Annotated in this window: 19 protein-coding genes and 1 riboswitch; of the genes, 7 read left to right on the top strand and 12 right to left on the bottom strand. The window is 60.4% G+C overall.

What is annotated here, in order from left to right:
- Positions 1-141: 141 nt before the first annotated feature.
- Positions 142-888 carry an RsiV family protein gene (locus ACZZ0G_RS14360; protein ID WP_463556567.1) on the top strand — a complete coding sequence of 249 codons (747 nt, stop codon included), beginning with the start codon at positions 142-144 and terminating at the stop codon, positions 886-888.
- On the opposite strand, the gene cytX is transcribed toward ACZZ0G_RS14360, so the two are convergent.
- Both cytX and thiC read right to left on the bottom strand, forming a co-directional pair.
- A complete protein-coding gene (gene cytX / locus ACZZ0G_RS14355; RefSeq protein ID WP_007915751.1) occupies positions 857-2,149 on the bottom strand; it encodes a putative hydroxymethylpyrimidine transporter CytX in 1,293 nt (430 codons plus the stop codon). The two genes, ACZZ0G_RS14360 and cytX, sit on opposite strands and share 32 nt — an antisense overlap.
- Positions 2,150-2,259: 110 nt before the next feature.
- Positions 2,260-4,149 (bottom strand): phosphomethylpyrimidine synthase ThiC, encoded by a 1,890-nt coding sequence (gene thiC, locus ACZZ0G_RS14350; protein ID WP_463556566.1) that lies wholly within the window; start codon positions 4,147-4,149, stop codon positions 2,260-2,262.
- Positions 4,150-4,295: 146 nt separating this feature from the next.
- Positions 4,296-4,401: riboswitch (TPP riboswitch) on the bottom strand.
- 206 nt (positions 4,402-4,607) lie between these two features.
- On the opposite strand from thiC, the gene ACZZ0G_RS14345 reads away from it, so the two are divergent.
- Positions 4,608-6,041 carry a TolC family outer membrane protein gene (locus ACZZ0G_RS14345; protein WP_463556565.1) on the top strand — a complete coding sequence of 478 codons (1,434 nt, stop codon included), beginning with the start codon at positions 4,608-4,610 and terminating at the stop codon, positions 6,039-6,041.
- Between the two features lie 90 nt (positions 6,042-6,131).
- Here ACZZ0G_RS14345 and waaA read toward each other — a convergent pair whose 3' ends face one another.
- Both waaA and ACZZ0G_RS14335 read right to left on the bottom strand, forming a co-directional pair.
- Positions 6,132-7,406 carry a lipid IV(A) 3-deoxy-D-manno-octulosonic acid transferase gene (gene waaA, locus ACZZ0G_RS14340; RefSeq protein WP_463556564.1) on the bottom strand — a complete coding sequence of 425 codons (1,275 nt, stop codon included), beginning with the start codon at positions 7,404-7,406 and terminating at the stop codon, positions 6,132-6,134.
- 11 nt (positions 7,407-7,417) lie between these two features.
- Entirely contained in the window at positions 7,418-8,314 is an 897-nt protein-coding gene (locus ACZZ0G_RS14335) for a LysR family transcriptional regulator (RefSeq protein WP_463556562.1), read from the bottom strand.
- Between the two features lie 110 nt (positions 8,315-8,424).
- Here ACZZ0G_RS14335 and ACZZ0G_RS14330 point away from each other — a divergent pair, with 110 nt between their 5' ends.
- From ACZZ0G_RS14330 to ACZZ0G_RS14315, 4 genes are all read left to right on the top strand, one after another.
- Positions 8,425-8,757 carry a DMT family transporter gene (locus ACZZ0G_RS14330; protein WP_007915730.1) on the top strand — a complete coding sequence of 111 codons (333 nt, stop codon included), beginning with the start codon at positions 8,425-8,427 and terminating at the stop codon, positions 8,755-8,757.
- A 117-nt stretch (positions 8,758-8,874) separates the two neighbouring features.
- Complete coding sequence (locus tag ACZZ0G_RS14325; RefSeq protein WP_463556561.1) at positions 8,875-10,050, top strand: NAD(P)/FAD-dependent oxidoreductase; 1,176 nt, start codon at positions 8,875-8,877, stop codon at positions 10,048-10,050.
- Entirely contained in the window at positions 10,047-10,859 is an 813-nt protein-coding gene (locus ACZZ0G_RS14320) for an aldo/keto reductase (RefSeq protein ID WP_463556560.1), read from the top strand. Before ACZZ0G_RS14325 ends, ACZZ0G_RS14320 begins: the two co-directional genes overlap by 4 nt.
- Before the next feature lie 31 nt (positions 10,860-10,890).
- On the top strand, positions 10,891-11,853 hold the full coding sequence (locus ACZZ0G_RS14315) for a metal ABC transporter ATPase (protein ID WP_463556559.1): 963 nt from the start codon (positions 10,891-10,893) through the stop codon (positions 11,851-11,853).
- A 4-nt stretch (positions 11,854-11,857) separates the two neighbouring features.
- Here ACZZ0G_RS14315 and ACZZ0G_RS14310 read toward each other — a convergent pair whose 3' ends face one another.
- The 7 genes from ACZZ0G_RS14310 to msbA form a co-directional block, all read right to left on the bottom strand.
- Positions 11,858-12,658, bottom strand: a complete 801-nt coding sequence (locus ACZZ0G_RS14310) for a hypothetical protein (RefSeq protein ID WP_463556558.1) — start codon at positions 12,656-12,658, stop codon at positions 11,858-11,860.
- A gap of 58 nt (positions 12,659-12,716) precedes the next feature.
- The gene (locus ACZZ0G_RS14305; protein ID WP_463556557.1) at positions 12,717-13,424 is read right to left on the bottom strand and encodes a hypothetical protein; all 708 of its coding nucleotides are present in this window, start codon (positions 13,422-13,424) and stop codon (positions 12,717-12,719) included.
- Positions 13,425-14,399, bottom strand: coding sequence for a glycosyltransferase family protein (locus tag ACZZ0G_RS14300; RefSeq protein WP_463556556.1), 975 nt, complete (start codon positions 14,397-14,399; stop codon positions 13,425-13,427).
- 130 nt (positions 14,400-14,529) lie between these two features.
- Positions 14,530-15,951, bottom strand: a complete 1,422-nt coding sequence (gene hldE, locus ACZZ0G_RS14295; RefSeq protein ID WP_463556555.1) for a bifunctional D-glycero-beta-D-manno-heptose-7-phosphate kinase/D-glycero-beta-D-manno-heptose 1-phosphate adenylyltransferase HldE — start codon at positions 15,949-15,951, stop codon at positions 14,530-14,532.
- Between the two features lie 64 nt (positions 15,952-16,015).
- Positions 16,016-17,416 (bottom strand): PIG-L deacetylase family protein, encoded by a 1,401-nt coding sequence (locus tag ACZZ0G_RS14290; protein WP_463556554.1) that lies wholly within the window; start codon positions 17,414-17,416, stop codon positions 16,016-16,018.
- 4 nt (positions 17,417-17,420) lie between these two features.
- A complete protein-coding gene (locus ACZZ0G_RS14285; protein WP_463556553.1) occupies positions 17,421-18,317 on the bottom strand; it encodes a GNAT family N-acetyltransferase in 897 nt (298 codons plus the stop codon).
- Positions 18,311-20,137, bottom strand: a complete 1,827-nt coding sequence (msbA, locus tag ACZZ0G_RS14280; RefSeq protein ID WP_463556552.1) for a lipid A export permease/ATP-binding protein MsbA — start codon at positions 20,135-20,137, stop codon at positions 18,311-18,313. Before msbA ends, ACZZ0G_RS14285 begins: the two co-directional genes overlap by 7 nt.
- 125 nt (positions 20,138-20,262) lie before the next feature.
- On the opposite strand from msbA, the gene ACZZ0G_RS14275 reads away from it, so the two are divergent.
- Complete coding sequence (locus ACZZ0G_RS14275; RefSeq protein ID WP_463556551.1) at positions 20,263-20,916, top strand: protein kinase family protein; 654 nt, start codon at positions 20,263-20,265, stop codon at positions 20,914-20,916.
- A 3-nt stretch (positions 20,917-20,919) separates the two neighbouring features.
- Here the strand turns inward: ACZZ0G_RS14275 and ACZZ0G_RS14270 are convergent, their stop codons facing one another.
- On the bottom strand, positions 20,920-22,380 hold the full coding sequence (locus ACZZ0G_RS14270; RefSeq protein ID WP_463556550.1) for a hypothetical protein: 1,461 nt from the start codon (positions 22,378-22,380) through the stop codon (positions 20,920-20,922).
- Between the last annotated feature and the right edge of the window lie 37 nt (positions 22,381-22,417).

Genomic DNA, 22,417 nt, shown 5'->3' with positions numbered 1-22,417 from the left:
GGTTTGATGCAGCCCCTTTACCGTCAGCGGGATGGACGGTGGCGGCGAAACCCACTCTAATTAGCTTAGTGGCGAACTGACTGCTTCGTTGAGAGTCGAAGCGGTAACTTTTTGCCTTCCCCTGCTTTCGAAAGGACGCCCATGTCGCTTTTCAAAATTGCCTCCGTGGCCGCCATCGCCCTGACTCTGGGCGCGTGCGCCAGCCTGTTCCAGCCCAACTACCGCACACCGCTGGAAACCACCCGCGATGCGTCGGAACAGCTTAAGCCTGGATGTTCCAACCCTGACTGCCCACTGGTGAACATCGACACCCTGCGCTTCCCGGCCGAACCGGCACTGGACGGCATCATCGAAAAACGTCTGCTGCAAATGACCCGCACCGAGAAGAACGCCCCGGTGGCGCCGACTCTGGCTGCCTATCGCGATCAGTTCCTCGCCAGTGCCGGCCCGCGCAACAGCAGCTACCTGCAAGCGAAAGTACGCGAGCAGCATGACGGCTTGGTGATCATCGAAGTGTCGAGCTACCTGGATACCGGCGGCGCCCATGGCACACCGGGTCGCGGTTTCATCAACTATTCGCGCCAGCAGCACAAAGTGCTGAACCTGTCGGACATGTTGCTGCCGGGTCAGGAAGAGGCATTCTGGAAAGCGGCGCAGGTTGCGCACAACAGCTGGTTGATCAGCACCAAGCTCGATCAGGAAGCGGATTTTGTGAAGAGCTGGCCGTTCGTGAAAACCCCGAACGTGGCGCTGACCTATGGCGGCGTGATTCTCAAGTACGACGTGAGCACCATCGCGCCTTACGCACTGGGCCACGTCGAACTGAAGATTCCTTACCCGCGTCTGAACGGCATTCTCAAGCCTGAGCTGTTTCCCGGCCGTAACTGAAGGCTCGGCCCAGAACCAGTTGCAACAGCCCTGCCAGCACCAGCGCCGGCAGGGTTGCACCAACATCCGGATACAGATTCGCCAGCAAGTGGTAGGTGCTCACGCCACCCAGCCACGCCAACAACGCCGGCCAGCGCAATGCGGCCGAGGCGACCTGAGCACTGCGCTTGCGCAGAATGAAGTGATCCACCAGCACCACGCCGAACAGCGGCGCAAACACCGAGCCGATCAACAGCAGGAAATTCTGGTACTGCGCCAACGGCGCCAGCAGGGCGATCAGCGTGCAGATCACACCGATGGCCAAGGCCAGATGCTCGACTTTCAGACGCAATAGAATCCCGCTGGAAACCGCTGCCGAGTGAATGTCGGCGAAAGCGTTTTCCGACTCATCCAGCAGAATCAGCAACAGCGGAATGCCCAGACCGGCGCCAGCCAGAGCCAGCAACAGCGCATTGACTTCACCGCTTGGCGCGAAGGCCAGAGTGTAGGCGACGCCGAGGCTCATCAGCCAGAAGTTGCCGATGAAGAAACCGACCGCAGTGCCACCAAAAACATTTTTCGCACGTTTGCCGAAACGCGAGTAGTCAGCGATCAGCGGCAACCACGACAGCGGCATCGCGATCGCAATGTCGAAGCCCACGGCGAACGGCATCGAACCGTCACCGGCGCGCGACCAGAGATCGGCCAGATCGGCTTTGGCAAACAGGTTCCAGGTCAGCCAGAGGCACGCAGCGAGCAGCAGCCAGATGCCCCACTTGCGCAGAATCTGCCGCACGAAAGTCAGCGGCCCGCTGACCGCAAGCAGCGTCGCCAGCGCGCCGAAAAACAGTGTCCACAGAACGGGATTCGACCACAGCGAACCTTCGCTGAACGCGCGGGTGCCGAGCAGGCTGGCCGCATCGCGCATGACGATGATTTCAAACGAGCCCCAACCGATCAGTTGCAGCAGGTTGAGCAGCGCCGGCAGGCTTGCGCCTTTGCTGCCGAGGCTGAGTTTCAGCGCGGCCATCGACGACAGGCCAGTGTCGCTGCCGATCACGCCAACGGCGGCCAGCAGCAGAACGCCGACCAGCGTGCCGAGGAAAATTGCCAACAACGAACCGGACAGGCCCAGACCTGGCGCGAGCAATGCGCCGGTCTGCAGGACCATCAGGCCGATGCCGAGGGAGAACCACAGGGAAAACAGATCACGACCGCCGAATACACGCTTGTCGGCGGGTACGGCGAGGTCGGGAGAATAAGTGCTGGGTTGAATGCTCAAGGGTGTTATCTCAAAAAAGAGCAGAGAAAAAGCTGCAAGCTGCGAGCTACAAGTTAGAAGCAGTGCGCGGACTGCTTCTGATCTTGCAGCTTGTAGCTTGCCGCTCGGGGCTAGACTTTCTTGTACAGCTGACTGCCTTCCTTCTTGAACCGCTCGGCCTGTTCCGCCAGGCCTTGGGCGACGTCCACGTCGACCGCGTCGATCCGCTGGTTGGCCGCGTATTCGCGGACTTCCTGAGTGATCTTCATCGAGCAGAATTTCGGCCCGCACATCGAACAGAAGTGCGCGACCTTGGCCGAATCCTTCGGCAGGGTTTCATCGTGATACGAACGGGCGGTGTCCGGGTCCAGACCGAGGTTGAACTGGTCTTCCCAACGGAATTCGAAACGCGCCTTGCTCAGGGCGTTGTCGCGAATCTGTGCGCCCGGATGCCCTTTGGCCAAGTCCGCCGCATGCGCCGCGATCTTGTAAGTGATGATCCCGGTTTTCACGTCATCCTTGTTCGGCAGGCCCAAGTGCTCCTTCGGCGTCACGTAACAGAGCATCGCGCAACCGAACCAGCCGATCATCGCCGCACCGATACCGGAGGTGATGTGGTCATAGCCAGGCGCGATGTCGGTGGTCAGCGGGCCGAGGGTGTAGAACGGCGCCTCGTCGCAGCACTCCAGCTGCTTGTCCATGTTCTCTTTGATCAACTGCATCGGCACATGGCCCGGGCCTTCGATCATGGTTTGCACGTCGTGCTTCCAGGCAATCTTGGTCAGTTCGCCGAGGGTTTCCAGTTCGCCGAATTGCGCGGCATCGTTGGCGTCGGCAATCGAACCCGGCCGCAAGCCATCGCCCAGCGAGAAGCTGACGTCGTAGGCTTTCATGATTTCGCAGATTTCTTCGAAATGCGTGTAGGCGAAGTTCTCTTTGTGGTGCGCCAGGCACCACTTGGCCATGATCGAACCGCCACGGGAAACGATACCGGTCACGCGTTTGGCGGTCAGCGGCACGTAGCGCAGCAACACGCCAGCGTGAATGGTGAAGTAGTCGACGCCCTGCTCGGCCTGCTCGATCAGCGTGTCGCGGAACAGCTCCCAGGTCAGGTCTTCGGCCGCGCCGCCGACTTTTTCCAGCGCCTGATAGATCGGCACTGTACCGATCGGCACTGGCGAGTTACGGATGATCCACTCGCGGGTTTCGTGAATGTGCTTGCCGGTGGACAAGTCCATGATGTTGTCCGCACCCCAGCGAATGCCCCAGGTCAGTTTCGCCACTTCTTCTTCGATGGACGAACCCAGCGCGCTGTTGCCGATGTTGCCGTTGATCTTCACCAGGAAGTTACGGCCGATGATCATCGGTTCCAGTTCGGTGTGGTTGATGTTGGCCGGGATGATTGCGCGGCCGCGAGCGATCTCTTCGCGGACAAATTCAGGGGTGATGATTTTCGGCACGCTGGCGCCGAAGCTGTGACCCGGGTGTTGCTGGTCCAGCAGGCCGGCGGCGCGGGCCACCTCAAGCTTCATGTTTTCGCGGATGGCGACGAATTCCATCTCGGGCGTGATGATGCCCTGACGCGCGTAGTGCATCTGCGTGACATTGCCGCCAGCCTTGGCGCGGCGCGGGTTGTTGACGTGGGCAAAGCGCAGTTTGGTCAGTTCCGGGTCGGCGAGGCGCTCACGGCCGAAGTTGGAACTCAGCCCCGTCAGACGCTCGGTGTCGCCACGGTCGTCGATCCACGCCGAACGCACATCGGCCAGACCTTTGCGCACATCGATGATCACGTTCGGATCGGTGTACGGGCCCGAGGTGTCGTAGACGGTCACCGGCGCATTGATTTCGCCGCCGAAGTCGGTAGGGGTCACATCGAGGGTGATTTCGCGCATCGGTACGCGGATGTCCGGGCGGGAGCCCTGAACGTAGACTTTTTGCGAACGGGTGAACGGCTTGACCGATTGCTCGTCGACCTTGGCCGAGTCACTCAGGTTGATCGCGTTTTTTGATTTTGTAGTCATCACGGGCTCTCCAGACAGCATCCAGGCAGTGGATTGTCGGAGCAGAACCTGAAAGGCACGGACGCACCAGGACCGGTGCTGTGCATCGTCGTCGAGCGTTCGATTGTCGAACAATTTCCCGGACGAAGCACAAGAGGACTCGCCGGGTGACGAGAAATCTTGTTCCCTACGCAGGCGCTAACCTGATCAGGTTCAACGGGATCCGAAATTATTCGATCTCAGCCTCATAGCAAGGCACCCCGACAAGAACCCGGCCAGTCTAGACACAACCGGCAAAGAACGCCAACACCGCAGCAAACACCATGATGAATGGCGCAAATACACAGGTTGGGCCGATTGTTGTGATGCGCTTGCGCAACTACACTCGCTTTGCCCCGTCGAGCCTTGACGCTGCGGGGCCTGCGCCTTACCTTTGGCGCCCGGATTACTTCCATAATATTAATGCTAGGGATCGCCTCATGCTGCGCAAACTCTCACTGGCTGTTGCCGTGTCTTGTGCGTCCAACGCAATGGCCTGGGCAGCAGAAGCGCCCTTGTCGACCAAAACCGATCTGGTCAGCGTCTATCAGGAAGCGGTCGACAACAACGCCGACCTCGCCGCCGCCCGCGCCCAGTACGGCGCGCAGAAAGAAGTCGTGCCACAGGCCCGCGCCGGGTTGCTGCCGAACCTGTCCGGCGGTGCCGAAACCGCCAATGTGCGAACCTCGATCGATCAGCCGTCGGCCATTGCCAATCGCAGCGCTCATTCTTACCAGGCGACGCTGGCGCAGCCGTTGTTCCGCGCCGATCGCTGGTTCCAGTATCAGGCCGCCAAAGACGTCAACGAGCAAGCCGCCCTGCAACTGTCGGCGACCGAGCAGAACCTGATCCTGCAATCGGCCGAAAGCTATTTCAACGTGCTGCGCAGCCAGGACAACCTGGCGTCGACCAAGGCCGAAGAAGCCGCGTTCAAACGCCAGCTCGACCAGTCCAACGAGCGCTTCGATGTCGGCCTCTCGGACAAGACCGACGTCCTGCAATCGCAAGCCAGTTACGACACCGCGCGGGCCAACCGCATCGTTGCACAGCGTCAGGTCGATGATGCCTTCGAAGCGCTGATCACTCTGACCAACCGCCAGTACAACTCGCTTCAGGGCATCGTCCACACGCTGCCGATCCTGCCGCCGGCGCCGAACGATGCCAAGGCGTGGGTCGATACCGCGGCGAAACAAAACCTCAATCTGCTGGCCAGCAACTTCGCTGTCAGCTCGGCTGAAGAAACGTTGAAACAGCGCAAGGCCGGTCACTTGCCGACCCTTGATGCGGTGGCGAAATACGAAAAGGGTGACAACGACGCGCTCGGTTTTGCCAACCCGAACTCGTTCGGCACGCCTTACCACGGCAACGTCGAACAGAGCACGGTCGGCCTGCAACTGAATATCCCGATCTACAGCGGCGGGCTGACCAGCTCGCAAGTGCGTCAGTCGTACGAGCAACTGAATCAGAGCGAACAACAGCGCGAATCGCTGCGTCGGCAGATCGTCGAAAGCACCCGCAATCTGCACCGCGCGGTGAACACTGATGTCGAGCAGGTGCAGGCGCGTCGTCAGTCGATCATCTCCAACCAGAGCGCGGTGGAAGCGACCGAGATTGGCTATCAGGTCGGCACGCGCAACATCGTTGACGTGCTCGATGCGCAGCGTCAGCTGTACACCTCGGTGCGCAACTACAACAACACGCGCTACGACTACATCCTCGACAACCTGCGCTTGAAGCAGGCGGCGGGGACGTTGAATCCGGGGGATCTGGAAGATCTGCGGCGGTATCTGAAAGCCGACTACAACCCGGACAAGGACTTCCTGCCGCCGGATCTGGCCAAGGCTGCAGAAGCGCAGCTCAAGGCCCGGCCTTAAGCCTTAAAAACAAAAAATCGCAGTCTTCGGCAGCTCCTACAGAGGAACACTTTCCAATGTAGGAACTGCCGAAGGCTGCGATCTTTTTGCTTACTTGATCAGTCGGCCCAAACCATCGAGCAAACGCTGCAACGCGCCCTGATTGCGCCGCATCACCGCCAGACCGGCCTCGGCCATACGCTGCGCATCACGCGGCAGCTCAAACAAACGCTGCACCTCCACCGCCAGCCCTTCGGCATCATCGACCTCCGCCAACGCCCCGGCTTCGCGCAATTGCGCGGCGATGTCGAGGAAGTTGAACAGGTGCGGGCCGCTGATCACCGGTTTCGCCAGTGCTGCCGGCTCCAGCAGATTGTGCCCGCCGTTGGCCACCAGGCTGCCGCCAACAAAGGCGCTGTCTGCCAAGGCATAAAGAAACAGCAACTCGCCCATGGTGTCGCCGAGCAGTACGCTCGTCTGCCCATCGACATTGGCTCCGGTCGAACGTCGCACCGTGGCGAAGCCTTCACGCTGGCACAGTTCGAACACCGAGTTGAAACGCTCCGGGTGACGCGGCACCAGAATCAGCAGCGCATCCGGGTGATTGGCCAGCAAGCGACGGTGGGCATCGAGCACCACTTCGTCCTCGCCTTCGTGGGTGCTGGCGGCGATCCACACCGGACGCTCCAGCGCCTGCCATTGGCCGCGCAGTTCAGTGGCACGTTGCAGCAGTTGCGGGTCGATGGTCAGGTCGAACTTGATCGAACCGGTGACCTCGACCGTTTCCGCACGCGCACCCAGATCGCGGAAGCGCTGGGCTTCGGTTTCGGTCTGCACGGCGAACAGACTCATCTCGGCGAGCATCGGCGCGGTCAGTTTACTGAAGCGGCCATAGCCGCGTGCCGAACGCTCGGACAAGCGTCCATTGGCCAGCGCCACCGGGATCCCGCGCTTGGCGCATTGGTGTATGTGGTTGGGCCACAACTCGGTTTCCATGATCACCGCGAGCTTGGGCTGAACGCGATCCAGAAAACGCGCCGCCGCACACGGCAAGTCGTAGGGCAGATAACAATGCTGGATGCGCGGCTCGTTGGCGAACAGCGCCTGAATCCGCTCCGAACCGGTCGGGGTCATGCAGGTCACGGTAATCGGCAACTGTGGATAACGTTGCAGCAAGGCGCGGATCATCGGCGCGGCAGCGATGCTCTCGCCCACCGACACCGCGTGCACCCAGATGCCACCGGGTTGCAGCGGCGGCATGCCGTAGGAGAAACGTTCGCCAATCCGTTTGGCGTACGCCGGCGCCTTGCGTGCGCGCAGCCACAGCCGAATCGCCACCAATGGCAGCCCCAGGTAAAACAGCGCGGTGTAGAGAGTTCTATTCATGGCGGCGGAGTTTATCGACTTTTGTCGCCGATCGCCCGCAAGTGCACGGCAAAACGTTCCGCCAGCCAACGCGCGGCCGGGCCGAGAGGTTCGTCGCGGCGCCAGACCAGCTCGACCACCAGTGCCGGCGGCGTCCACTCACTGTCGAGTTCGACCATCAAACCCTGATAGGCCGAATACTGCACCACATGGCGCGGCAACCAGGCCCAACCGAGATCGCGCACCAGCCATTCGGACATGACGTAAAAACTGTCCGCGCGCCACACCTGCGGGCTGGCCGGCTCGTTGCCGGGATAGACACTGGTTTGCGTCGACATCAACAGTTGTCGGTGCTGCGCCAGTTGCTGACAGGTCACGTAAGCCTGCTTCGCCAATGGGTGATTGATCCCGCAGACCGTGACCATTTCCACACTGCCCAACACTCGGCGCTCCAGCGCTTCGGGAATTTCGTCGTGATAGAACAACAGGCCGAGATCGGCACGGCGTTCCACCAGCTTCCGGGCGACTTCACCTTGAGCGGCGCTGGTCAGTTGCACTTCAAGGCTGGGGAACTGCTCGGCCAGTTCACCGAAACTTTCCACCAGCGCCTGATACGGCATCGCCTCATCCTGAGCCACGCGCAATTGCGCTTCCTGGCCGCGCATCATTGCCATGGCCCGACCGTTGAGGCGCTCGCATTGGCGCAGGACTTCCCGCGCCTCTTCCAACAGCGCTTCGCCCGCCTCGGTGAGCGTTGGCTGACGGCCGCTGCTACGCTCGAACAAGCTGACGCCCAAATCATCTTCGAGCATGGCAATCGCGCTACTGATCGCCGACTGCGCTTTGCGCTGTTGGCGTGCCACGGCGGAAAACGAGCGATGTTCGGCGACGTCGACAAACACCCGAAGCTGATCCAGATTCCACTGCATGCTAATTCGCCAACCCATCTTCAAAACAGATAGGTAATGACTTTACCCCATCTGGCGAATCACTAGAATGCCGCCTCAGCAAGTAACGTTTTACATTGAGGATTTGAACCATGAACGCCTACGCCTACCTGGCCATTGCCATCTGCGCCGAAGTGATCGCCACCGTGTCGATGAAAGCCGTCAAAGGCATCAGCACGCCACTGCCGTTGGTGCTGGTTATCGTCGGCTACGCGATCGCGTTCTGGATGCTGACACTGGTGGTGCGCACCGTTCCGGTCGGCGTTGCCTACGCAGTGTGGGCCGGCATGGGGATTGTGATGGTCAGCGTCGCGGCGCTGTTCATTTACGGGCAGAAGCTGGATATTCCGGCGATGCTGGGGATGGCGTTGATCGTCCTGGGTGTAGTCGTGATTCAGCTGTTCTCGAAAACTGCCGGCCATTAAAAGCAGCGACAAGCATCAAGCCCCGAGCTGCAAGCAGAGCTGATTTTCCAGCGCCGGGTTGCAGCTTGCGGCTTGAAGCTTGAAACTTGCGGCTTCTCTAAGCCCCGAGGTCGCTGCATGCCATCCGTTATTTCCACCGACGTTCTGATTGTCGGCGCTGGTGTCGCCGGCCTCTGGCTGAATGCGCGCCTGCGCCGTCAGGGTTTTTCGACCGTGCTGGTGGAAAGCGCCAGCCTCGGCGGCGGGCAAAGTGTGAAGTCCCAGGGCATCATCCACGGCGGCGCCAAATACGCGCTGCACGGTGCGCTGACCGGCGCCTCGGAGGCCATCGCCGACATGCCGCGCCGCTGGCGTGAAGCGTTGGCCGGTAATGGCGAACTGGATCTGTCCGGTGTGCGCCTGCTCTCCGAAGCTCACTATCTATGGTCGCCGGGCACCCTCGCCGGCAACCTCACCAGTTTCTTCGCCAGCAAAGCCGTGCGTGGTCGGGTCGATCAGGTCAAGGGCGAGCAACTGCCTCCGGCCCTGCAAGACAAGCGCTTCAAGGGCAAGGTCTACCGCCTCGCCGAACTGGTGGTCGACGTGCCGAGCCTGATTCAGCGCCTCGCCGATCTGGCCGGCGATGGCCTGCTCGCCGGGCAAACCATCGAGCCACTGCTGGAAGCGGGCCTGCTGGTCGGCTTGAGAGTCGACGGCCGCGAGATTCGCGCTCAGCGCATCGTCCTCAGCGCCGGCGCCGGTACTGCCCAATTGCTCGAAGACCTCGGTTTGAGCCAGCCGGCCATGCAGCGCCGGCCGCTGCACATGATCATCGCCAAAGGCCCGGGCCTGAAACCGCTATACGCCCACTGCCTCGGTGGCGGCACCAAACCGCGCATCACCGTGACCACGCATCCGGCCGCTGACGGCCAATGGGTCTGGTACATGGGCGGCGACATCGCCGAAAGCGAAGGTGTTAACCGCGAGCCGGCCGAGCAGATCGCCACCGCGCAGAAAGAGATCGCGCAGTTGTTGCCGTGGATCGACCTCAGCACCACGCAATGGGCGACCCTGCGGGTTGACCGTGCCGAGCCGCTGCAAACCGGGCTGACTCGCCCGGACAACGCTTTCCTTGCCGAACAGGGCCGCTTGCTGGTCGGCTGGCCAACCAAACTGGCGCTGGCACCCGACTTCGCTGACCGCGTGATCGCTTCTCTTGAACGCGACGGCATCCAGCCACAAGCCACCGAACCATTGCCGGCCCTGCCAAAACCACCGCTGGGCGTTCCTGCCTGGGAGCAACTGCTGCCATGACCATTGCCAACCTGCATGACTTGCACCGTCCGCTGGGCAGCACCGGCCTGATGGTTTCGCCGCTGGGCCTGGGCACGGTCAAACTCGGCCGCGACCAAGGGGTGAAATACCCCAATGGTTTTCAGATCCCCGGCGACGATGAAGCGCGGATGCTGCTGCGTCAGGCGCGCGAACTCGGCATCAACCTGATCGACACCGCCCCGGCCTACGGCCGCAGCGAAGAACGCCTTGGCCCGCTGCTACGCGACCAGCGCCAGGATTGGGTGATCGTCAGCAAGGTTGGCGAAGAGTTCGCCGACGGCCTGTCGCATCACGATTTCAGCGCAGCGCACACGAGGATGTCCGTCGAGCGCAGCCTGCAACGTCTTGAAACCGATTTTATCGACCTGGTGCTGGTGCACTCCGACGGCAACGACATGGCGATCCTCGAGCACGAAGAGGTTTACGCAACACTCGCCGCGCTCAAGGCCGAAGGCAAGATTCGTGGCTTCGGCTTCTCCGGCAAAACCGTCGAAGGTGGCTTGAAAGCACTGGAGCAAGGCGACTGCGCGATGGTCACCTACAATCTGAACGAACAAAACGAGAAGGCTGTCATTGACTATGCTGCTGCCCACGGCAAAGCCATTCTGGTGAAAAAAGCCCTGGCCAGCGGGCATGTTTGCCTGAGTCCGGGCGTGGATCCGGTGCGCGCCAGCTTCGAACTGCTGTTCGCGCAGCCGGGTGTTGCCAGTGCTATTGTCGGGACGATCAATCCGCTGCACCTCGCCCACAACGTTGCGACCGTTGCCCAGGTCCTACGTGGTCACTGACGCCGCCTCGCGGCCTTAAGCAGGAGCCGATATGCCGCGCACGCTCATCAGAAAGAACCCGAGCAACTTCAAGACCCTGCCGTTGTACGTCGAAGCCACTCCCGAAGGTCTGACTTACCAGAGCGTGGGCATGCCGCTGAACTTCGCGCAGACCCTGCAGCGGCGCAAACCGGTGAACGTGGCCGATGCCGAGCGCTTCTCGCTGGAACTGGCCAACCTCGGCGTTTCGGTACGTCTGACCCTGCACTGGCAGAATCGCGATTATTGGGTGCTGGTGCGCCAGCGCCGACAGGATCGTGGTGACGTGGTGCTCAAGTTGATTTCCGGCTACGTGCCGGCCCATGAACTGAATATTCCGCTGCACACGGCGATTCAGGAAATTGCCGAAGAGTGTTTGCTGGAGACGCCTGAAGGCTGGCTCGGTGGACGCTTCAACGACACCTGGCTGCCGGCGCCCTACTCAGCGGCGCTGCATTATCGCGAAGCGCTGCCGTTTCGCCTGACCCCGTTGTCCGGCTCGGCGCGGCCGATTCGCTGCGCCAATCTGCAATTGCTCGAACGGCCTCGAGCCTACGTGCACCTGCCGACCGCGTCATTGCAATTGATCTACGACCTGCGCCTGGATGTGCCCAAGGAAGCCAAATCCCTGAGCCTGTTCCACGTCGACGAGCGCCTGGAAGGTGATCAACTGGTGGCCCGGCTCGACCGCAAACGCCCTGACCTGTACTTGATGCCACTCAAGGACGGCGCGCCACTGGCCGAGCTGTACACGCTCAAGCGCGACAAACTCGTTCCCGCCAGCACCCGAGGTCTGTATCTGGCCGAAAGCTTTGCGACTCAGTCCGGCTGGGTTGTACGCGAAGAGCGGATTCGCTGGAAGGACTGGCTGGTGCAACAGGGCCTGCAACCGGCGAAAGCCCCGCGTCAGGGACTCAAGCAGCTGAGTATCAAGGCGCTGCGATTGGTCGGGCTGGGCAAAAAAACCGCCAAATAGCGGTTTAGCGCCGGCGATCCCACCACGTGCGCAACGCGGCGAAGAAATGGAAGTAGCGGTTTTCGCGCTTGCCCATGCCGCGCTTGGGCGAGAACGACTCTTCGGCAAAGGCACCGGTAATGCGCACCCGTGATGCCTGGGTCGGCAGTGTGCAGATTTTGGCATCGACCTGCTGCAACGCATATTTGAGCAAGCGCTCGGAATGCAGCTTTCGGCCGGTCGCCTTGCAGAAATCGAAGATGCGCTCGACCCGTTTGCCGTACGCGACATAGGTATCGCGCCCGCAAACCGCAAAACGGTCGTTCAAACCACCCCACCACTGCCAATCAGGAATGTAGGCGTTGTGTCGCCGCGCCTGCGGACGATTGAACACATAGCCGGGCAGCGCGGTGTGGAAGAAGTTATCCGGGCGCACGAACACGACGAAATCCGGATCGAAGGTTTCGATCATCGAGGTCACGGTGTGCAACGAGTTGAGCTGATAGATCAGATTACGCAGCGACGCATAGTCATCGGCCCAAGTGTCGCCCTGTGCTTTGACCTGTTCGAAGTCCCAGCGCTCCAGCACACCGTCGGTCGAGGCAAGCGTGCCGGTCATCGACTCGAACGGCTGGTAGTTGTCCGCCTTCAGTTGACCCTTCTCGCCGGACCGCGTGTTCTGCACCTCAGCGATCTTGTACAGATGGTAGAAGCACTTGACGTCGCTGCCCGCAGGCAACTGCGCCAGAACGTTCTGTTCGATAGAGGGGAAACAGATTGTCGAATTTCTCGGGATCCCGAAAAAAGCCACGGCAATTTTCAACACTCAACAGCACCTTTTGAAAATGGTTCGGGCCTGACGGCAACCGGGTTGACGATGTGGCTTACTTTTGCCGAAACAGCTTTTGCCACCAGCGACGGGGTGGCAGCGGCACCACAATGACGTCCGATTTCTGCAGCCAGTCGCGCTCGTAATCCCAGGCATGGCCGCCCCACAGCTTTCCTGCTTCGTTGGAAAACCCCAGGGTCATCAGCTGATAGGTATAACCGGCGTGATCACGCAACCAGTCGAACAACACCAGCGTGTTAAAACCCGTGGACGGCCCGACGTAACGTTTGCCGCCCGGCCGGTCGACCGGGTAGTTCCACAGCGGCGGCAGCGGAATGCGATCCCAATACATCGCCACACGTGGCAAGGGGCACATCGGTGCGGCGCAGCCCACCAGCATGCTGAAACAGCGTTCATTCGCCTGTTCGAACATGCGCTGCACCGGCGGTGCGTAAGGCAGACCAAAAAAATAGGCGTCCTGCGCGTTGTAGCCATGCACGAAGACATTGACGCTGTGCTCGTTGAGCAGCGCTGCCTTGATGCAGGTATTGAAGCTGACGACGACATCATCGGCGCCAATGTTCAGCGCCTGAAAGTCTGCCGCGGTGATGGCCGGATTGTTGGCAATCAGCACGACCCGAGGTGCACGGCGGAGACGCTCGAGAAGGTCGGCAGGCAATGCGCCCAGAACGGACTGATCACCGCCGGGCAGCGCATCCAGCGCCATGTGTTCGTCGGGTTGCGACGCTTGATGATCCTTCATTCAGACTGGCACCTTCATCCCGTAGCGCAGTTTCACCCAGAACCGCGTAAACGCCGAAGGCGGCTGCCACGGGCGCATCTCACGCTGGATTTCCATGGCCAATGCCTGGCCGACACGGGCAAAGGAATAACGGCTCTGCGCGAACTCCTGGCCGTTACGGGCGATGCGCTCCGCCAGTTCCGGGTCGCTTTGCAGCAGTTTGATCTTTTCCACCGCCTCATCTTCGCTGCGGTAGAACACGGTGTTGTGCATGTCTTCAAATCCGAGCAGGCGGTCTTCTTCGCCCTGGCTCCAGGCCAGCAACACGCAGCCACAAGCCATGGCTTCATAGTTCTTGATCATGAACTCGTTCATGCCGATGTCAGCACTGACGAAAATCCTGATGCGATTGAGCGTCTGCAGGTATTCCTCACCCGACTTGGTGCGGGTCACCAGCATCCCGGTCCGCTGCGAGAGCGACTCGAGCATGGCTTTGCGCTCGGCATATTCGGTGCTTTTAAGGCTGCCCAGAAAGCCGATGGGAATGTCCCGCTCGCCGCCGGTGTTGTGCAGCATCTGCTCGTCATAACCTTTGGAGACGAACACCGTGTCGATGCCCTCAGCCAGCATCTTGCGCGCGACCACAGCACCGGACACCAGCGCCCGACAACTCGGCAGGCGACGGTAGAGGCGTGAATACACGCCACGATACTTACTCGCCGGCATGTAGTTCTGGTAGGCGTCGTGTTCGAGGAAGACCAGCCCGGGAATGCACTGGAGCACGCGCAATTGCGGGGCCAGGCGCTTGACCCTGGAGAAGATGACAACGCGATCGAAGTTCTGATAATCAACCGAGGCCAGAAACGGCCCCAGGTTCATTTGTTGCTGCTTGCTCAAACGATAGATGAAACATTCATCACAGTTCTGCTGCACGATGTCGTAGAGCCGGTCGAGGATGACCCGCTGCTCGTCCATCACCAGGAGCATGACTTTCATAGATTATTTGACCACGCGACGTAGGCAGGCAAGCGCATCGGATTCAAAGCTGCCTACATCAACGGAAACGGTAAAATCCCCAAGGCAAAATCCGTTCACACGCAGTACACAACAGTAAGAATTCATCTGATCAACGACTGCGGATCTTCTCGACAATCGCAGTTGTCGAGCTGTTTTCCACAAGCCCCAAGACCTTCACGGTGCCGCCATAAGCGCTGACGATATCAGCGCCGACCACTTGATCGATGCCGTAATCGCCGCCCTTGACCAGCACGTCCGGTTTGACCTCGCGCAGCAGGTTTTCCGGGGTGCCTTCAGGGAAACTGATCACCCAGTCCACCGCGCCGAGGCCAGCGAGAACAGCCATGCGCCGATCAACGCTGTTGATCGGACGGCCCGGCCCTTTCAGGCGACTGACCGAAGCATCGTCGTTGACCGCGACAATCAGGCGATCGCCCTGTGCCCGCGCTTGTTCCAGATAGGTCACATGCCCGGCATGCAGGATGTCGAAGCAGCCGTTGGTGAAGACGATCTTCTCGTTGTGCGCGCGGGCATCGGCCACGGCGAGCAGCAGTTGCTCCAGACCTAGAACGCCGCGTTCGGAACCTTCTTCACGCTGGATCGCGCGACGCAATTCCGGAGCACTGATGGCAGCCGTACCGAGCTTGCCGACCACGATACCTGCGGCCAGGTTGGCCAGCGCGACTGCGTGAGGCAGGTCTTCACCGGCGGCAATCGCGGCGGCGAGGGTAGAAATCACCGTATCACCGGCACCGGTGACATCGAATACTTCACGGGCACGGGCCGGCAGGTGCAGTGCCGGCTGGTCCGGACGCAGCAGGGTCATGCCGTGCTCACCACGGGTTACCAGCAGCGCGCCGAGTTCGAGGTCGTGCATCAGGGCGGCGCCCTTGCTCACCAGCTCATGCTCATCGACACAACCGCCGACGATGGCTTCGAACTCGCTGAGGTTCGGGGTAATCAGGCTGGCGCCGCGATAGATCGAGAAATCCTTGCCCTTCGGATCGGCCAGCACTGGAATGTTCTTCGCGCGGGCGGCCTGGATCAGCGCCTGATGGTTTTTCAGGGCGCCTTTGCCGTAATCGGAAAGGACCAGCACCTTGACGCCTTCGAGCAGGTCGTCGACCTGCGAACCGAGGGCCAGGGCATCGGTGGCGAACGGTTCTTCAAAGTCGATACGCAGCAGTTGCTGGTGCCGGCTCATGACCCGCAGCTTGACGATGGTTGGCTGGTGCGCAATGCGCTGGAACAGGGCACGTACGCCCGCGCCTTTGAGACTGTTGCTCAGGCTGTCGGCGGCCTCGTCGTCACCGGTCACACCGACCAGGGACGCCGGCGCACCCAGCGCGGCAATGTTCAAGGCAACGTTCGCGGCGCCACCTGGACGGTCTTCGATCTGCTCGACCTTAACGACCGGCACCGGCGCCTCAGGGGAAATCCGTGAGGTTCCGCCATGCCAGTAACGGTCGAGCATGACATCGCCGACTACCAAGACCGGGGCTTGATCGAAACGCGGCATGGACAACTTCATGGAGCAACCCACATACAAAATGAACAGGGGCGCGATATTAACACAGGGTAAAGCGCCGTCCGCCTCAATCTGAAAGGTCGCGTACCCAGAACAATTCGTGACGCCGGACTGCCTTGCGGAAAAACTCGTTGCTGCCCGTTGCAGGCCAGCGACGGCCGGCCAGCCCCTGCTGGATCCAGCGGCGCAATTGCCGTTTGAACACTTGGCCACCCTGCAAATCGTGCTCCATGGCCAGCGCCATGGCTTTGTCCAGCTGCACGTCTGCCGACAGCAACGGACTCCACAGCCGGTCCGCCGGTAGCGGTTCGATGGCGGGCGGCAGTGCAATACCGGCACCGGCGGGGCCCATCGGCCAGCGGTCGTTATCGTGCAGGTGATTGGCATACATCAGCAAGGTCGTCGGCTTCCAGCCGCTGCGTTCGATAACTTCGAGCAATGCCTGAGTCGACGCCACATGATCACTGTGGGGATCGAGTTCAGGATGCGGTGTCACCACCACTTGCGGACGATAGTGCTCAAGCAGCGCCGTCAGGTCGCCCAGCAGATTTTGCCAGGTTGGCTGCCCGTCGACATCGGCAGGCAAGGTCAATGGATTGTGCCGACGCACACTGCGCACATCACTTTCCTGCGACTCACGGGAACCGAACGCCTGGGCAGGTTGTTCGGCCATTGAGGGCAACTGCAAGCAGTAATAACCCAGCTGCACACAACGATCGGCAGGCACGCCACCCCACAGCGGGATCACCAGACTGTCCCAACTGCGCAAACGCCCCTTCAAGCGTGCGGCAGCGGCTTGATCGAGGCCCAGACGCTGCAAGTCTTCAGCCTCGATCTCGCCTTGAGTCAGGGTGACGATACTGACGTCTTCACTACGGCTGTATAAGCCGAATGCGGCGAGTTCGGCATCATCGGCATGGGGAGCGATGATCATCACCCGCTGGCGGCTGTATTCCGGATTGGCCATGACCCACAACACGCCCGTCGCGGCGGGCGCGCAATATTGACCACGCAGTGCCAGAACGCCTTGCACCAGCGCATCGGCCTGACCAGACAAATTGAGGAAACGCCGGCCATTGACCCCGCGCTCGAAGTCCTGGCGATCATCGCCCACTTCAACATAAGGGTCGAACCAGCGCCCCAGCCAAGTGGATTTCACTTCAAGTTCGAATACCAATGTCTCGCCCTGCGCCAGCGGCTCGCTCAGGCGCAAAACGCCGCCCTCAAGGCTCACGACCTGCCGCGCGGTTTGCGCCGGGAAGTTGTACTGATAGCTGTCAGAAGGCCGATAAAACAGATGATCGGCGAACCAGGCCTCGTGTGCGATCCAGGCCAGCACCAGCAACAGCGGTACCAGCCACCACTTGACCAGTAAACCGATCAGCAACAGCGCCAGCACGAAGAAGATCAGGAACAGACGCTTGTTGCGCCGATGGGCCTTGAGCAGCTGTTGCTTGCGAGCACTCATGAATTCAGACCTTGTAGACCGGCACCGTGTGGCACCAGCGATCCTTGTACTCACGGTCGGCACGACCGAATGAGTAGCGCAGAGGTTTGCCCAACGCTTGCGCGTGTGCCCAGGCCTCCTGGGTGTTGACGAAACTCAGCACACTGCCGGGGCTGAACTCGCGGCTCTGCGGGTCGACACCCCCGTTGATATATTCCAGCGAAACCCATTGCGGCGCTTCGACGCGGTACAGCACCTGAATGGCCACGGGCGCCGAATCGAGCATTGCTACCGAACCGGTCATGAACTCGCGCAGCAAGGTGAAGACCTCAACCAGCCCCGCCTTGCCCGGCACCTCGAAGCCCCAGCGTCGCTGGAACAAATCGCCGTAAGCGGCAGCCTGTTCCTGCGGCGTAAAGTCGGACATCGGCACCAGCGAACCACCCGCCTCTTCCAGCAGGCGCTGTTCGCGACGCTGGTTGTAGCGGAATTTCTTCGAATACTCTTCCGGCAACCGCGCCAGCGCCAAACCCTCAGGCTGCGGCTTCAACGTGCTGATCTGCTCGGCATTGAGCTGGGATACATACGCCATACGCTGGCGCACCGGCACGATGACGTCTGGCGCAATCGGCAGAATGATTTCCGCATTGCCCATATCCAGCAAACCACGCTTGCCCTCGCGCTTGAGCACTTCCTTGGACAAGGCAACATGCCGCCCCCAGCAGGGAATGGCAGCAACGACGTCGCCATCAACGATCCAGCCGAGATAACGCAGTTCGATAGCAACGAAGGTCGACAGGCGCTCGACAACCTCCGGATGCGTAGCGAAGCTGCCGCCGAAACGCTGCCAGGCCCGGGCGTAACTGTCGCGGTCGATTTCGCTCCAGCCACGCTCGCGAAAGCTGCGAAACATCGTCAGCATACGTCGGTCGCGTGGGCCGGCTGCGGCTCGTCACCCTCTTCAAACTCTTTGGCATGCAGACGGGCGTAGTAGCCATTTTGTTCGAGCAATTGCGCGTGAGAACCGCGCTCAACGATGCGACCTTCGTCCATGACCAGAATCAGGTCGGCTTTCTCGATGGTGCTCAAACGGTGGGCGATCACCAGGGTCGTGCGGTTCTGCACCACATGATCCAGTGCAGCCTGGATATGCCGCTCCGACTCGGTATCGAGCGCGGAAGTGGCTTCGTCGAGAATCAGCAGCGGTGCATCCTTGAGCAGCGCCCGGGCAATGGCAATGCGCTGACGCTGGCCGCCGGAGAGCAGCACGCCGTTTTCGCCAACCATGGTTTCATAACCCTGCGGCATCTTGATGATGAACTCATCGGCGTAGGCTTCGGTGGCCGCGCGCTTGACCTCATCGAACGGCGCACCAGCCAGATCGCCATAAGCGATGTTGTTGGTCACCGTATCGTTGAACAGCGTGACCTGCTGGGTCACCAGCGCAATCTGCCGACGCAGGCTGCGCAGGGTGAAGTCCTGCACCTGCACGCCATCGAGCAGGATCTGACCCTGCGCATGATCATGCTGATAAAAACGCGGAATCAGGCTGGCCAGGGTCGACTTGCCACTGCCCGAGCGGCCGACCAGAGCAACCATTTGCCCCGGTTCGACAACGAAGCTGATGTCGTTGAGCACTGCTTTGTCAGTGTCTGGGTAATGGAAGCTCAGATTACGTACTTCCAGACGGCCTTCAAGACGATCCTGTTCGACCGTACCGCGATCCACTTCTGCCGGCTCATCCAGTTGCTCGAAAATGCTTTCGGCACCGGCCACACCTTTCTGAATCGTCGAGCTGACTTCCGACAACTGACGGATCGGCTTGGGCAGCAGGCCCGCCATGGTGATGTACGCCACCAGATCGCCCGGCGAAGCGTCACCGCGAAGGTACAGCACGAGGAACATGACCACCGCCATGGCGCTGTAAGTCACCAATTGCAGCATCGGCGTATAAACGGCGCCGGTCTTGGTCATCGTCAGCTGCTTGTCGGTATTGCTCTGGCTGGCATCGCGAAAGCGATCCTTTTCGTACTGCTCGCCGCCGAAGCTGCGCACCACGCGGTAGCCGTGGATGGTCTCGGAGGCGACGTGGGTGACGTTACCCATCGAGACCTGGATCTTCTTGCTTTGCTTGCGGAATTTCTTGCTGGTGCTGTTCACCATCAACCCGATCAACGGCAGAATGGCGACCATCACCAGCGTGAGTTTCCAGTTCATCCACAACAGCGTGCAGAACAGGAAAATCACAGTCATGCCTTCACGGATGACGACTTTGATTGCATCCGTGGCCGCGCCGGTGACCATGGTCACGTTGAAGGTGATCCGGGAAATCAGGTGGCCGGAATTGTTCTTGTCGAAAAAGCGATTGGGCAGTTCCAGCAGTTTGTTGAACAACACCACCCGCAGGTCATGCACCAGCCCCAGCGAAACCCGCGCCAGGAAGAAGTTGCCCAGATACGAACCCACCCCCTGCCACAGCGCGATGAAGACAATCATCAACGGCACGGTTTCGAGCAACTGCAGCTTGCCCAGATAAGGGTTGCCCGGGAACAGGCTGGCTTCAGGATTGGCCAGACCGTCGACAAAGTACTTGAGGATGTAAGCGAGCATCGGTTGAGTCGATGCGAAGATCAGAAACCCGACGATGCTGAGAAGGAAAAGGCCGGCATAAGGCCGCACGTAAGCCAAAAGGCGGAAATAGATCGCCAGCGTGGACTGGGCTTTCGGTTCAGGACTGCTCATGGTGATCCGCGCAATTCAGTGAGGCGCCGATGATATCACACGCGTTTTTGCCTCGATAAACATGACTTCAAGCCAGCCTTGGACCAAGTCGGTTAAGATAGCCCGCTAATGATGGGGAGCCCGACATGCAATCGATTGATCACAGCACTTACGAGGCACTGCGCAAAGGTGCACACGTACTGGAGGCCGACGGTTCCGGCGACAAGGTGCTCAGATTGGCCGATGGACGCATGCTCAAGCTGTTCCGCCGCAAGCGCTTGCTCAGTTCGGCGCTGTTCTATCCTTATGCACAGCGCTTTGCCGACAACACCCGAGCCCTCGAACAGCGCGGCATCCTCTGCCCGACAGTCATCGCGGTCTATCGCATCCCGAGCATTGAGCGTGACTGCGTCTATTACAGTCCGCTGGAAGGTAATACGGTGCGCCAGCTCCAGGGCACTGACGATGAGACCGACGCACTGCGCTTCCAGCTCGGCGGGTACTTCGCCTTGCTGCATGAAAAAGGTGTGTACTTTCGATCGCTGCACTTCGGCAACGTGGTGCTGACCCCGGACAACCATTTGGGCCTGATCGATATCGCCGACCTGCGCTGCCAGAAGCGCGCGCTCAGTGACAGCAAACGCCTGCGCAACTTCGCTCACTTGCTGCGTTACAAGGAAGACCGCCAATGGTTGCTGGGCAAGGACGCCGGCGACACCTTTATCGAGGGCTATCGGCAAGCCCTGCCGAGCAGCCGGCAAGCGCCATTGATCTCGCGCCTGCGTCCGCTGCTCGCGTAAGCCTCAGGGGCCGATGACCACCACGGTGGCGCCTTTGCGATTGGCGAAATGCTCGATGATGCGCAGCTTGTGTGTCGCCAGCCATTCACTCAGCCACGGCTCGTTACCTTTGGCTTCGATGAGGAAGTACTGATAGTCGTCAGCGTGGGCTGCCGACATCGCTTCCTCCGCGGTCAGTACCGGCATCACGTAGCCGCGACCCGCGTAATAGCTGATCCGCCCATCCTCGAAATAGGTCTTCGCCCCTGGCTCGACATGGGCAGACAACCAGCGACCGGCCTCGACGTAATGCGTTTTGCCCGCCCCGGTAGAAATGACGTTCGACAACATCACCAACAACCCGAGCACCACCAGCCACTTGCCCCACCGCGGGAACTCGCGAACAAATGCCGCCAGCCCCATCGCCAGCACGGGCACAAACAACAGATTCAGAAAGCTCAGGTAGCGCGCGTTCATGAACTGTTGCTTGATGAAAAACAGCACCAGCACGATCAAATACAACAACGCCGTCCAGGCGAAGGGACGGTAGTCGCGCCAGTAAACACCCAGAAATCCCCAGTTTCGCCGCAAAACGAAAGGGACGGCGAAAGGCCCCATCAACTTCACGAAGCTGATCGCCATGGTCGCCAGGATGCCAAAGAAAATGATCCGACCGGCTTCATCCTGGGAATACTTGTTGATGAGCGAGTTGGCAAACTGCTCGCACAGCATCTGAAAGGATGCAAACACACCGTGCGGCTCGATCATGTCCAGATACAGCATCACGCGCGCCGACATGAGCACACCGGTCACTGAAACAGCCAGCAATCCCAAAACCGGTAGCAGCGAAAACTGAGTGAATTGCATCCGTCGGCTCGACGACCACAGATTAGGCAACTGCCACAGCGCCAAGGCCGGCACCAGCAACAAGGCTTCCAGTCGAAACAAGGCTGCCGCAACGATAGCCAAATGGATGAAAGCTGCCCGCAGCCAGCCGCCACGGGCTTGCCAGCGCAGCGCGAGCCAGAGCGTCAGTGTGCAGAAGAACCAGAAACCGCATTCACGGATGATGTCATTTCGAAAGCCATTCACCGCCGGCATTGCCAATACCACCAGGCACGCCCAGCGGGTGACGTGTGGAGACCGCTGACGAACGCAGTCCACCATCAGGGCGCTGGCACCGGCAAAAAAGAGCGCGCACCAAAGATAGGCGCTCAGTTCCAGCGGCAAATGCAGGACGGCATGCGTACCGGCCAGGAGAAAGGAAAACCAGGGCCAGTCAAAAGCAGCCCAGGCCACATTCGGCCCATGCTCGGTGACCTGTTGCGCAATATCGATGTACAGCGCGGCATCACGCCCCACCGTCGCCGTGCCCGAGACCGCTATCAGCGATAACAGTGCACTGCCCAAAAACGCCAGCCAAACCGGGTATTCGTCGATGACTCTGGAGACTTGAGCCCCTACCTTGCCGCCCGTACCTTTCACCCAGCCACCTCATCGACACTCATTACAAGGTACGCGC

The sequence above is a fragment of the Pseudomonas sp. AC169 genome (genome assembly GCF_979258515.1).
This window is presented reverse-complemented; position numbering and strand designations above follow the sequence as displayed.